Source organism: Aquirufa nivalisilvae (assembly GCF_003143535.1).
GTDB lineage: Bacteria > Bacteroidota > Bacteroidia > Cytophagales > Spirosomataceae > Aquirufa > Aquirufa nivalisilvae.
This window is the reverse complement of record NZ_CP029346.1, coordinates 2085203-2098225: the sequence shown is the minus strand read 5'-3', so window position 1 is coordinate 2098225 and position 13023 is coordinate 2085203. Positions and strand designations below refer to the sequence as shown.

10 protein-coding genes are annotated in these 13023 nt (G+C 37.1%); 8 read left to right on the top strand and 2 right to left on the bottom strand.

Annotation, left to right across the window (positions count from 1 at the left end; genetic code table 11):
• The first annotated feature begins 276 nt into the window (after positions 1 to 276).
• The 3 genes from HME7025_RS09260 (at position 277) to HME7025_RS09250 (ending at position 2418) form a co-directional block, all read left to right on the top strand.
• Positions 277 to 609: an ArsR/SmtB family transcription factor gene (locus tag HME7025_RS09260; protein WP_109323363.1), complete on the top strand. Its 333-nt coding sequence runs from the start codon at positions 277 to 279 to the stop codon at positions 607 to 609.
• Complete coding sequence (locus HME7025_RS09255; RefSeq protein ID WP_109323362.1) at positions 599 to 1570, top strand: SRPBCC domain-containing protein; 972 nt, start codon at positions 599 to 601, stop codon at positions 1568 to 1570. The genes HME7025_RS09260 and HME7025_RS09255 overlap by 11 nt, the downstream gene beginning before the upstream one ends.
• A 71-nt stretch (positions 1571 to 1641) precedes the next feature.
• Positions 1642 to 2418: an alpha/beta fold hydrolase gene (locus HME7025_RS09250; protein ID WP_109323361.1), complete on the top strand. Its 777-nt coding sequence runs from the start codon at positions 1642 to 1644 to the stop codon at positions 2416 to 2418.
• 107 nt (positions 2419 to 2525) lie between these two features.
• Here HME7025_RS09250 and tilS read toward each other — a convergent pair whose 3' ends face one another.
• Positions 2526 to 3860 (bottom strand): tRNA lysidine(34) synthetase TilS, encoded by a 1335-nt coding sequence (tilS, locus tag HME7025_RS09245; protein WP_109323360.1) that lies wholly within the window; start codon positions 3858 to 3860, stop codon positions 2526 to 2528.
• 52 nt (positions 3861 to 3912) lie between these two features.
• Between tilS and HME7025_RS09240 the strand changes: the two genes are divergently transcribed.
• Positions 3913 to 5457, top strand: a complete 1545-nt coding sequence (locus HME7025_RS09240) for an OstA-like protein (protein ID WP_109323359.1) — start codon at positions 3913 to 3915, stop codon at positions 5455 to 5457.
• A 97-nt stretch (positions 5458 to 5554) separates the two neighbouring features.
• Positions 5555 to 6160 carry a T9SS type A sorting domain-containing protein gene (locus tag HME7025_RS09235; RefSeq protein ID WP_109323358.1) on the top strand — a complete coding sequence of 202 codons (606 nt, stop codon included), beginning with the start codon at positions 5555 to 5557 and terminating at the stop codon, positions 6158 to 6160.
• Positions 6161 to 6234: 74 nt separating this feature from the next.
• Here the strand turns inward: HME7025_RS09235 and htpG are convergent, their stop codons facing one another.
• Positions 6235 to 8052 (bottom strand): molecular chaperone HtpG, encoded by a 1818-nt coding sequence (htpG, locus tag HME7025_RS09230; RefSeq protein WP_109323357.1) that lies wholly within the window; start codon positions 8050 to 8052, stop codon positions 6235 to 6237.
• A gap of 94 nt (positions 8053 to 8146) precedes the next feature.
• On the opposite strand from htpG, the gene HME7025_RS09225 reads away from it, so the two are divergent.
• The 3 genes from HME7025_RS09225 (at position 8147) to HME7025_RS09215 (ending at position 13012) form a co-directional block, all read left to right on the top strand.
• A complete protein-coding gene (locus HME7025_RS09225; RefSeq protein ID WP_109323356.1) occupies positions 8147 to 9091 on the top strand; it encodes a DUF3667 domain-containing protein in 945 nt (314 codons plus the stop codon).
• 9 nt (positions 9092 to 9100) lie between these two features.
• The gene (locus tag HME7025_RS09220) at positions 9101 to 10036 is read left to right on the top strand and encodes a type IX secretion system membrane protein PorP/SprF (RefSeq protein ID WP_109323355.1); all 936 of its coding nucleotides are present in this window, start codon (positions 9101 to 9103) and stop codon (positions 10034 to 10036) included.
• A gap of 246 nt (positions 10037 to 10282) precedes the next feature.
• Positions 10283 to 13012 (top strand): 2-oxoglutarate dehydrogenase E1 component, encoded by a 2730-nt coding sequence (locus HME7025_RS09215; RefSeq protein ID WP_109323354.1) that lies wholly within the window; start codon positions 10283 to 10285, stop codon positions 13010 to 13012.
• Positions 13013 to 13023 lie beyond the last annotated feature (11 nt).

The window sequence follows — 13023 nt, the reverse complement described above, 5'->3', positions numbered from 1 at the left end:
AGTATTTCAACAGTTTTTCAGTAGTTTTTCGTATAGATTTGTCAACTTTTCAAAAGTTGACAAATCTAAGGGAAATCATGATTTTTAGCTTCTCCAATTATTCAAGTTGTTGATATTCTCAATTTAATAAACTGATAATATGTAGATTCCAGAATTTTGCCAATGACCTCTTCGGCAACCATCTTGTTTATCCCCCATTTATTTTCAAAATAATTTAGTCTTTTTTTTTGTGAAACCAAGTGGTTGCGCATATATTTGCAATCAAATAGTTTCATAATGAATACCAGAAGAGATATTTTTCAGGCCATTGCTGATCCAACTCGTCGCGCAATAATCACACTCATTGCCTTACAAGCTATGACACCAAATGCCATTGCCGAACATTTTGATTCTTCGCGACAAGCCGTTTCCAAGCATTTACGCATTCTTTCTGAATGTGAATTAATCAGCCAAAAACAAGAGGGGAGGGAAATCTATTATCAATTGCAAGTAAATAAAATGAAAGAAATAGACCAATGGATAAATCAGTTTCGCCAGATATGGGAAAACAAGTTTAATCAATTGGATGAAGTTTTAGCCACTCTAAAATCACAGAAAAATGAACAGTAACTTAAATTTTGACTTTACCGTCAATAAAGAAAACAATTCCATCCGTATAAAACGCGAATTTAATGCTAACCTGGAACTCGTTTGGGAAGCCTGGACTAATCCAGAGATTCTTGATCAATGGTGGGCGCCTAAACCCTATCTAACTAAAACCAAATCAATGGATTTTAGAGAAAATGGAAGCTGGTTGTACTGTATGATCAGTCCACAAGATGAAAAACATTGGTGCAAAGCGGATTATATTACCATTGATCCTAAAAACAGCTATTCTTATATTGATAATTTTTGCGATGAAAATGGGAATGTGGGTATTAAATTTCCTAATTCCCATTGGACAAATGTTTTTAGTGAAAATGGTGCAATAACCAACATTGATATTACTATCCAATATGAAAATTTGGAAGACCTAGAAAAAGTGGTAGAGGTTGGCTTTAAAGAAGGATTTTCCATGGCTATTGATAATTTGGATCAATATTTGGAAGCCCAATTTATGCTTCGTCAACAAAACAAAAGCAGCAAGATAGCCAGAGTTTGTACTTACCTGAATTTTGATGGTAAAACAGAAGAAGCGTTTTTATATTATAAACAAGTATTCCAATCTGAGTTTATAGGCAAAGGCATTCAACGTTTTGGTGATATTCCAGCTAGTTCAGAGCATCCACCTGTGGCTGAGGAAATCAAGAAAATGATTTTGCATGTGGAATTACCGATTACAGGAAATCATATTTTGATGGGAACAGATGCTCCCAAAGAAATGGGCTTTAACATGACTCAAGGAAATAATATGCACATTTGTCTAGAGCCAGAATCCCGAGAAGAAGCTGATCGACTGTTTCGTGAACTTTCTGTAAATGGCCATGTTACCATGCCTATGGCAGATATGTTTTTTGGTGCCTATTTTGGAGAATTTACCGATCAATATGGAATTAATTGGATGATTAACTTTCAACATTCCAACGAATAGATATCGATTGACTTGAATATCTTAGAAATTAGCCGAATTAAAATTAGTTTCACTTCTTAGCATTATTTCCGATGAATGTAGAAAAAGCTTATGCCTCTGTGAATGGATTAACTATGTATTATGAAATACATGGTCAAGGTAAGCCATTGGTATTAGTGCATGGAGGAGGCTCTACCATACATACTAATTTTGCAAAAATCATTCCATTGTTAGCCGCAAACCGTAGGGTAATTGCCTTAGAGTTGCAAGCTCATGGTCGAACAAATGATCGTAATTCCGATCTTTCGTTTGAACAAGATGCAGATGATATAGCTGAATTGCTCATGCAATTAGGCATCCCAAAGGCTGATTTCTTGGGTTTTAGCAATGGAGGAACAACCACTTTACAAGTAGCAATTCGTCATCCTAATTTGGTTAATAAATTGATTTTAGGCTCGGCATTGGCAAAAAGACATGGAGTCCCTGCTTGGTTTTGGGACTTTATGTCAAATGCTCATTTGGATAATATGCCAGCAGCTTTGAAAGAAGGGTACATTCAAGTGGCATCAAATCCCAATAACTTGCAAATCATGCATGATCGAGATGCCAAAAGAATGGTTCATTTTATCGATATCCCAGATGAACAATTGATTGCTATTGAAGCTCCAACTTTAATCATTATTGGTGACAAAGATATCATTTCACCTGAACATGCCTTGGAGTTACATCGATTAATAGCCAATTCTGAATTAGCCATCATTCCTGGCGGACATGGCGAATACATTGGAGAAGTAACCACATTGAATGCTGAATTTAAGGAAAGTGAATTGGCAGTACCTCTAATGGAAAAGTTCTTGAATAAAAATTAGTCGATTATAGCTGTATAATAATACATCAGTCAATCAGCTCTCAATCAAGCATCTTAATCACCGAAAATGATTCACCATTATATGGTGGCTGAGGCTCCTGAAGCTACCTATTTGTTTTCCATGGTCAAAATACACAAGCCTTCCGTTTTATCCGTTACCTTATTGCGGTTATCAATCCGATGGCCCATCACCCATACCACAGAACCTTTGCTTAAGACTAATTGCACGTTTTTCTTCAAGTTTAAAGGTACTTTCTTATCGGTCAAAAAATCAGAAATCAATTTCTTTTGGTTCATGCCCAGTGGACAAAACCAATCCCCCTCTTGGTATTTTCTGATTTCCAATGGAAAATGCAAAGTATCTGCATCCAAACAAGCCACATGTGAACCTATAGGAGGCGTGAATCCTTTTTCATTTTCTCCAAAATCAATGTGTAGTAAATGATTCCCTAAATCCACAGTTTCATCCTCTTCCTGTACCAAAATCGGCTTAAACTCAGATTGGTCTTTGGGACTCAGTACCCATTGTTGGCGGTCAATATTCAAGATATGACTAGGTGATTCAAATAGCTTGCCCACTTGTAGTTCATCCGCTGCCAAAATATGAGCCAGATTATCAGTATTAAAATGATAAGTCAACAAAAATTGTTGTCGCATCACTAGTTCTTTTTCTGCTAAACTTGATCCTGATAATTGCACAAAGACGTTTCCTGCCTCATCTGTCTTACAACGCTCATGTTTCCAAAGCACTAATTCAGCCTGCATCCATTTTTCGATGGAAGCTATGTTGGCACTGCTTTGAGCTACACTTTGCTCAAAATGTGGATTTAATTCGATGAACTTGGGAATAATCTCATGTCGAATAAAATTCCTTTGGTATTTCGTCGAAGCATTCGATGAATCTTCTCGCCAAGCTAATTTGTGACTTACCACAAAATCAAATATTTGTTCTTGACTAGCAAATGCCATCGGCCGAATGATATTTCCATTTTTAATAGGTATTCCATGAAATCCAGCTAGGCCACTACCTCGACTCAAATTCATTAAGACAGTTTCTGCACTGTCCATTTGGTGGTGCGCTGTAGCTATATAATCATAGCCCTCTTGTTGACGAATCTCCTCAAACCAATCATAACGCAAGATTCGGGCAGCCATTTGAGTAGAGAGCTTTTCTTTTTCTGCAAAAGCTTTCGTATCAAAGCAAATGGTGAAATAGGGTACTTTTAGGGTCTTGGCCATTTTTTTGACAAATACCTCATCTGCCAAAGATTCTTCACCCCTCAAACTGAAGTTGACATGCGCAATTCCAAAATTGAATTTGGCCAATGAAAACAGTTTGGACATGATGACAGAGTCAATTCCGCCACTAACAGCCAACAAAATTTTTTGATCGGCCTGGAATAAATTCTCTTTTCGGATAAATTGGATGAAATCTTCCAGCATAAAAATGGTAAATTGCGTGATAAAGCCACGAAATTAACGATTCGCTTTCAACATGCGTTATAAATCGCTCATTTTCCTGATGTTTCTCTTGCTTTTACCTGCCTTGGCCTGGTGCCAAAGTCAAGTACAAGTGATATCTGCGGATAGCTTAAATGGTATGCAGGTGGAATCTGCCATGGTTAAGAAATTGATTGGGAAGGTGGTCCTTCGTCAAGGAACGACCATTTTATCTTGTGATCAAGCGATATTGAATAGCAGTACCAATAATGTGGAAGCCTATGGTCGAGTGAAGATTGTGCAGGCAGATACAGTCACTATTACAGGTGATTCAGCCTTGTATAATGGAGACCTTAGACAAGCCTATATGATCGGCCGTGTTAAATTGGATGATCATACCATTGTGTTGAATACCAATAAGTTAGACTATGACATGAATACAAAAATGGCTGTCTATCATACGGGAGCTAAGATTTTGGATAAGAAAACGACACTTACAAGTAAGGAGGGATTTTATAATACAGTGACCAAAAACTTTTTATTTAAAGAGAAAGTCAGGGTGTCGGATAAAGAAGGGGGCGCCTTAAAAGCGGATTCTTTACGCTATAATACGGCGACCAAAGAGGCCTTTTTTATTTGCCCGACGGAAATTATCAACAAGAAGGATACCGTTTATACAAAGTCGGGTTTTTATAATACTCAAACCAAAGTCTCCAATTTTACAGGTAGATCTACCGCCAAAATGGAAGATTATACCTTGACTGCTGATACCTTATTTTATGATAGTCCTACCAAAATAGGTGTTGCCAAAGGAAATGTGGAATTCTTAAGTCAAAAAGATAAAGTGGTTTTGACAGGAAAAAATGGTCGATATAATGGGAAAACAGGTATAACCCGAGTGTATGGCCATGCTTTGATGCGTAATATCATGGAAAAGGATACTTTGTATTTGACAGCCGATACCTTGGTTTCTTTTGATAATAAACAGGATTCTGTTCGGAAGCTTTATGCGTATAAACACGTGCAAATCTATAAGTCGGATTTATCCGCCCGTTGTGATTCTTTGGGATACGATATGCGAGATTCGGTGATACATTTTTATCAAAAGCCCATCATATGGACGAATGATTCCCAATCAACAGCCGACTCGATTTCTTTATATATGGTCAATCAGAAATTGAAAGAAATGCGCTTGCGCGGACATTCATTTGTGATTTCAGCCGATTCGGCTTCACATTACAATCAAATTAAAGGTCGAAAGGTCTGGGTCTTTTTTAATGACGATTCTAAATTGCGGCGAGTGAATGTAGAGGGAAATGGGGAAAGTATTTATTATGTCATGGACGATAAAAAAGTGACTACAGGTTTGAATCGGGTAGAGTGTAGTAGGATGAATCTGTTTTTTGAAGAAAATAAAGTCAAGCGTATTACCTTCATCACCAAGCCCGAGGCCAGGTTTGTTCCACCAAAAGAATGGAATGATGATCTACAGGTTTTAGATGGATACCGCTGGCGTATTAGCGAAAAGGTGACCTATAAAAAGCTGATGGAGACAGTGAATGCCCCGGAAATATCCATTCCAATTGTTAAAAATCCTTAAAATTGGGCCTTTGGTCATTCATAATGTACCATTTGACCTATTTCATTTTTTCTAAGACAATATCTGTCTTATTTTTGTTTTACTATTTAATTATTGAATGAATCGAGTTTTACCTTTCATACTTTCTTGTGTAATTATATTACTCTTAGTGGAGAGTTCTTGGAATGTGAATGCTCAAGGAGAAAGCAAGTCTCGTTCTCGTTTGGAATTGAAATCAAAACCAAATCCAGTTCGTTTACCTATTTTGTTAGCCAAAAGAAGTTTTAAGATTAACCCTCAATTACAAACGAATTTAAATATTCACGATAATACCTACATCAGTCAGTTTTTGAAGAATAGTTATGCACAAGCTAGTACTACAAAATCAGCTGAACCGATTAGTATGGATCGTAAAGTTTCCGAAGAGAATGGAGCCAATGATAACTATTTGTTCCAGTCGGACCGCCTAGTAGTTTCTAATTTATACCCCAATCCGGCTAGTGAATATGCCGATATTGATTTTCAAATGGCGACATCGAACCAAGAGGTCAAAATTGTAGTATACAATATTTTGGGTCAAGAAATCAAGGAATTGATATTGGATAGAGATCAACGCAATGCACGTATTTCTTTACGTGATATCAATAGTGGAATGTACATGTATCAACTAATGATTGATGGTCGATCAATCGTTACCAAGAAGTTGATCGTTAGAAAGCAATAATTTTAATTTGAAATTCGTTCGTTAAAACAACGTCGGCAAGGTTCCGAACCTTGCCGACGTTGTTCTACACATCTTTAAAATCCACTTACTGTTCTCTTGATGAAGGCTGTTAAATCAGCTCCAGTTAATAGATTTTGAGATAATAAGGCTAAATCCGCAATTTGTTTCGCTAAATTTTTCTTTTCCTCATCAGATGGTAAATCGATCAATTTATTAATTAAAGGATGGTTAGCATTGATGGTAATTTGATAGGTCATTGGCATATTACCAAACATACCCATTCCTCCTCCACCCGTTTTGGACATATCACTCATTCGACGCATGAACTCGTTTTGAGTTACGATGGCTGGTAATTCATCTGGTGACATGGCTTCCACACTTACTTGCTTTTGCTTATCGTTTAGTGTTTCTTCAAAAATAGCTTTTACCGCATTTTTTTGATCATCTGTCAAGATAGCCTCTAGTTGAATACCTGTATCAATCAATTTATCGATGGAGTCCGCATCCACTCGTTTCCACTGCGTCTTTTCTATTTTAGATTCCATTTGATTGATAAAGTGGGCATCAATCATGGAATCCATTTTTAATACGGAGTACCCTTTTTGAATGGCGGATTGAATAAAGGCATCTTGCTGTTGTACATCTGTGGTGTATAAATACACTTTTTGACCATCTTTATCCGTTTGCAAAGCTTGTACTTCCTCGGCATATTCATCCAAAGTATACAGCTTATTTGCTGTGGTTTCTACCAAGCAAAAATCTTTAGCCTTTTCAAAGAACTTTTCATCTGATATCATTCCATATTTGATGAAAAGGCCAATATTGGCAAATTTCTCCTCAAATCCAGGACGGTCAGATTTGAACAATTCTTGCAATTTATCAGCTACTTTTTTGGTGATATAGCTATTGATTTTCTTAACATTGGAATCCGCTTGTAAGAAACTACGGGATACATTTAATGGAATATCTGGAGAGTCAATGACTCCATGTAAGAGCATTAAAAACTCTGGAACGATGTCTTTGACCTCATCGGTAATAAATACCTGTCGGCTATACAACTGAATTTTTTCGCGTTGCAACTGAAATTCATTTTTTACTTTTGGAAAGTATAGAATTCCAGTCAAATTGAATGGATAATCTACATTCAAGTGGATCCAAAACAATGGTTTCTCTTGGAATGGATATAATTCCTCATAAAAATTAAGGTAATCTTCGTCTGTTAATTCAGATGGTGATTTAGTCCAAAGTGGAGAAGGGTTGTTGATGGTTTTCTCTTGAAATTCAATTGGGATAGGTAAGAATTTTCCATATTTTTCCAAGATGGATTTTAAACGAAACTCATCTAAAAACTCTTCGGAATCTTCAGCAATATGCAAGATGATATCGGTACCTCTATCTGCTTTTTCAGCTGAATTGATGGTGTATTCGGTAGAACCATCGCAAATCCATTGAGCAGCTTCTGCGCCTTCTTGATGCGATTTTGAGATGATTTCTACCTCGGAAGCAACCATGAAAGCAGAGTAAAAACCTAAGCCAAAATGGCCAATAATACCTTTGTCGTCCCCCTTATCCTTATATTTTTCCACAAACTCTGTGGCGCCAGAAAAGGCAATTTGATTGATGTATTTTTTAATTTCTTCAGCTGTCATACCAATACCATTGTCTGAAATGGTGATGGTTTTAGCTTCTTTGTCAAAACTCACTTTGACTTTCAATTCTCCTAATTCGCCATTGAATTCACCAATGGAGCTCAATCTCTTGATTTTTTGACTGGCATCTACCGCATTGGAGACTAATTCACGAAGGAAAATTTCGTGATCCGAATAGAGGAATTTTTTAATGATCGGAAAAATGTTCTCGGTGTGAATGGAGATATTACCTGTTTCTTTCATATTGTTCATGAGGAGTGATTAAAAATCTTTAATTTAATGCTGGATTAACAAATTCGAATCCAAATATTACTTGGGTGTCATATTGTCAGTAATTATGTCGAAAAGCATCATTCGAAGTGAAACAGATTGTCTCAATTGTGGAAATGAAGTAACGGCACGTTACTGTTCTCACTGTGGGCAAGAAAATCGAGAACCATATGAGTCATTTTGGTCCTTGTTAATCCATTTTGTTGAAGATATGACTCATTTTGATGGGGCCTTATTTAAAACATGCAAAACGCTATTTACCCAACCTGGAGAATTAACTCAAGCTTATTTGTTGGGTAAAAGGAGCCGTTATTTGCACCCCATTCGATTTTATTTATTTACTTCTGCCTTTTTCTTTTTGACCTTGTTTTACGTGTTTCAGCCATTGCAATTCCGATTGAACAAGGATTTGAAAGCCATTGAAGTTGCTTCTTTTCAGGTGAAATTGGATAAGCGAGGTGCCTATTTGAATTCTAGTGAGATTCAATCCTATAAAAAAAATCAATTGGCAAAACCTGAATCAGAGCGCGATTCTCCACTGTTTCAAAATATCATTTTTCATTTTTACGAGCTTCAAAAAAAATACCCAGAGAGCAAGCAGTTTTACAAGGCTTTGTATGAAGGAGTGACTCATAAGATGTCCCAAGTATTATTTTTGACCATACCATTATTAGCTTTGATTTTACAAGTAGTTTTTATTCGAAGAAAACACTTTTACTTCATGCACCATGGGATATTTGTCTTACACATGGCAACGAGTTGGTTTATCGTTTTGTTGCTTAGAAATGTATTAGATCTGGTGCAATTAGCGTTATCCTGGGAATTCATAGATGTGGTAAAAAGTTTCATCATGCTTGCTTGGTGTTATTTTTATTATAAAAGCTTTAAAAACTTTTACCAATTGAAAGGGATTAGATCCATTGGATTGTTTACTGCTTCGTTTTTTTTACAATTGATTTTAGTCTTTGTTGTGTTTGTATCCTTGGTTCTATTTTCATTTTTTAGTTTATAAAATATCGTTATGCGTCATATTTTGCTTGGATTTTTGTGTTTTTGTACCGTTTCTCTCTGGGCCCAGCAAGAATCATTGCGCATGGTTTATCCTTTTATTCCTTTGTCCATTAATCCTGCAGATGCAGGAGGAAAAGGAGTAGCTTCTATAACAGGGATCTTTCGAAAAAAACCATTGTTTCAACAAACAGGTGGGGCCACATCCTCGCAACAATATTTTAGTTTTGATATGCCAATTCGGCAAGAGAAATGGGGAATAGGTTTTTTGGCATACAATACGGATCAATCTTATGGACCATTAGGTGGAGGTATAGCAGCTAATTTAGGTTTGGCGGGATTAGTAGCCAAGCGATTCATTGTTGGAAAAGGGCAGGGGCTTCAATTGGGACTTAATTTAGGATTGAATCAATATCCAGTTTTGGGAAAGAGCGGAACATCTGAATTTGGTGGGAGTATCGGTTTTGGTATATCTTATCAATATGACCGACTTGAATTAGGGCTGAGTCGACCTACACAAAGTTTACGGAGTTTGGAATGGACCAATCCTAATCCTGTATATGCTAAAATTGGCTATCAATTGGAACCAGGGCAAGGTAATTTGTTGAAATTGGGAGTTTTGATGCGGCATCAATATTCTGAAACTAGAATTGATTTGAATGCTGTATTTTGGTGGCAAGAAAAAGTAGGTGTAGGTATTTGGTGGCAAAATACGGGATCTGAATTTTCCAATGAGGCATTGTTAGGAAGTGTGGAAGTTCCATTTGGGAGAAATTTCAGAGTGGGATATGCCTACGATTTTTTAGGTAAAAACTCGGTGTATTATGCTCCGGGTACAACCAATACGGGCACGAGTACGGTCCAAACAGCGGTCTCTGCTTACCATCAAATTTTCATGAGATATGAGATTGATTTAGGGAATGGAAAGATTGCTAATTTTAGACCTTAGGTATTGTTGTAAATAATTTGATTATCCGTAGATATAATAATAAAATATAAAGATTTTTTTTGACATAGGTAGATGAGTCATAAATCCTTGGAAATTTGTGCTCCAAACGGGAAAAAACCCCAATTTTTTTGGGGATAATTATAATCCCCTTCGTAAATTGCGAAGATTTTTTTAGACAAGAATAATTAAATTTAACCAATCAATAACGTTTGAAACTTTTCTGGATTATAGGCCAGATTTTACATTATGGATTCATTTTCCTACGTTGCCAATGCTGATACACAAGTTATTTCTGACTTGTTTGATGCGTATAGAGTTGACCCCAATTCAGTAGACAGTTCTTGGAGAGATTTTTTCAAGGGGTTTGAGTTTGCTCAAACTTGGCAAGGAGAAGGCGCTTCGCCTTCAGGTGCTGCCTTAGATACTTCGCATGTTCAAAAAGAAATGTCCGTTATCAGCTTGATTAAGGCATTTCGTTCCAGAGGACATTTACTTTCCAAGACCAACCCAGTGCGTGATCGTAAAGATCGTCAACCGCGTTTGGAGATTAAGGATTATTCGCTTTCGGAGGCTGATTTAGATACAGTTTTTCAAGCAGGTAGTTTTTTGGGAATAGGTCCAGCTACTTTACGTAAGATATGTGAAGTATTGGAGAAAGTGTATGCGGGATCAATTGGATTTGAGTATTCGTATATACGTGAGGTTCGAGTTAAGGAGTGGTTAAGAAATAAAATTGAAAAAGAGGCATTGTCTTTTATGCCTTCTATTGAAGAGAAAAAGCAGATTCTACAAAAGCTGAATGAGGCAGTAGTATTTGAAAACTTCTTAGGGACCAAATATTTAGGTCAAAAGCGTTTTGGATTAGAAGGAGGCGAAAGTACGATAGCTGGTTTAGATGCTATTATTAATAAAGCTGCTGATTTTGGTGTGAAGCAAGCGATGATTGGAATGGCTCACCGTGGCCGTTTGAACGTGCTGGCTAATATCATGCATAAATCTTATGAGGCTATTTTTGATGGATTTGAAGGAAATGTACCTGATCAGATTCATGGAGATGGTGATGTGAAATACCATTTAGGTTATTCTAGTCAGCATACAAGTCCTAATGGAAATGAAATTACATTGAAATTAGCGCCCAATCCTTCTCACTTAGAGGCAGTTAATCCTTTGGTTGAAGGCTTTTGTCGGGCTAGTGCAGATGCTCATTATGAGGGGGATTACTCTCAGGTATTACCTATTTTGATTCATGGTGATGCAGCTCTAGCAGGTCAAGGGATTGTATATGAGGTAACTCAAATGGCCAAATTGAAAGGTTACTCTACAGGTGGAACCATTCACTTTGTGATTAATAATCAAGTGGGATTCACAACGGATTTTGAAGATGCACGTTCGGCTATTTACTGTACCGATGTGGCTAAAATCATTGATGCTCCTGTATTCCATGTGAATGGAGATGATCCAGAAGCTGTTGTATTTGTGTCGCGCATGGCGGCTGAATTCCGTCAAGAGTTTGGGCGTGATGTGTTTGTGGATATGGTTTGTTACCGTAGAAATGGTCACAATGAGTCGGATGAGCCGCGTTTTACGCAGCCTACTTTATATGCGAACATTACCAATCACCCAAATCCAAGAGAAATTTACACGCAAACATTAATCAAGCGTGGAGATATCGATGCCCAATTAGCTAGCCAAATGGATTCTGAATTTAAAGCAGAATTGCAAGCTCGTTTGGATATGGTAAAGCAAAAAGTAAAACCTCCTTATGTTCCTTTAAAATTGGATAATAAGTGGTCTAACTTACGTTTCTCTAAAGCAGATGATTTTGCTTCTTCGCCAAACACGGCAATTAGCAAAGCGACAATTGATTTGGTAGCGAAGGCTATTACTTCTTTGCCTGCAGGATTTGTAGCTTTGAAACAAATTGAAAAAGTAATATCCGATCGTAAGACCTTTTTTGAGAAAGGAGAATTGAATTGGGCAACGGCTGAGTTATTAGCTTATGGCTCAATTTTGGCTGAAGGAAAAACGGTTCGTTTATCCGGACAAGATGTTCAACGTGGTACATTCTCTCACCGTCATGCTGTATTGCATGATGCAAATACGAACAATAATTATTGCAATTTAGATCATATTAAAGAAGGTCAAGAGAAGATGCAAATCTTTAACTCTTTGCTTTCAGAATACGGTGTTTTAGGGTTTGAATTTGGTTATGCCTTAGCTAATCCAGATGCATTGGTGATTTGGGAAGCACAGTTTGGTGATTTTGCGAATGGAGCTCAAACAATGATCGACCAATTTGTTAGTTCACATGAATCTAAATGGGGAACACAGAATGGTTTAGTGATGCTCTTGCCTCATGGATATGAAGGTCAAGGACCAGAGCACTCGAATGCTCGTCCAGAGCGCTTCTTGCAGTTAGCTTCCGAGAATAACATGGTTGTAGCCAATTTAACTACACCGGCTAATATTTTCCATGCATTGCGCCGCCAATTATCTTGGGAATTCCGTAAGCCATTGGTCGTGATGTCGCCAAAATCTATTTTCCGTCATCCTAAAGTGGTTTCTCCGCTAGAGGCATTTACTAAAGGTAAATTCCAAGAAGTGATTGGAGATGCTTATGCAGAAAAAGCGAAGGTTAAAAAAGTGTTATTATGTAGTGGAAAAGTGTATTTCGACTTGTTAGAGAAACAAGAAAAAGATGCTCGAAAAGATGTAGCGATTATTCGTATCGAACAGTTACATCCACTACCTACCGCGCAGATTGAAAAGGAATTAGCTCAATATAAAAATGCAGATGTGTATTTTGTCCAAGAAGAACCAGAGAATATGGGTTATTGGTCATACATCATACGTGAATTTGGTTGGTCTAAATTCAAGGGATTGGTTGCACGTAAGAAAAGTGCATCTCCTGCCACAGGATTCTTAAAGGTGCATGCTGAAGAGCAAGCTGCCTTAGTTAATAAAGCATTTGAATAATTAAAACAAAA

Coding starts and splice junctions, on each gene's coding strand:
- HME7025_RS09215 (WP_109323354.1), top strand. CDS start 10,283: ATGGATTCATTTTCCTACGTTGCCAATGCTGATACACAAGTTATTTCT.
- HME7025_RS09240 (WP_109323359.1), top strand. CDS start 3,913: ATGCGTTATAAATCGCTCATTTTCCTGATGTTTCTCTTGCTTTTACCT.
- HME7025_RS09255 (WP_109323362.1), top strand. CDS start 599: ATGAACAGTAACTTAAATTTTGACTTTACCGTCAATAAAGAAAACAAT.
- tilS (WP_109323360.1), bottom strand. CDS start 3,860: ATGCTGGAAGATTTCATCCAATTTATCCGAAAAGAGAATTTATTCCAG.
- HME7025_RS09235 (WP_109323358.1), top strand. CDS start 5,555: ATGAATCGAGTTTTACCTTTCATACTTTCTTGTGTAATTATATTACTC.
- HME7025_RS09225 (WP_109323356.1), top strand. CDS start 8,147: ATGTCGAAAAGCATCATTCGAAGTGAAACAGATTGTCTCAATTGTGGA.
- HME7025_RS09250 (WP_109323361.1), top strand. CDS start 1,642: ATGAATGTAGAAAAAGCTTATGCCTCTGTGAATGGATTAACTATGTAT.
- HME7025_RS09220 (WP_109323355.1), top strand. CDS start 9,101: ATGCGTCATATTTTGCTTGGATTTTTGTGTTTTTGTACCGTTTCTCTC.
- htpG (WP_109323357.1), bottom strand. CDS start 8,052: ATGAAAGAAACAGGTAATATCTCCATTCACACCGAGAACATTTTTCCG.
- HME7025_RS09260 (WP_109323363.1), top strand. CDS start 277: ATGAATACCAGAAGAGATATTTTTCAGGCCATTGCTGATCCAACTCGT.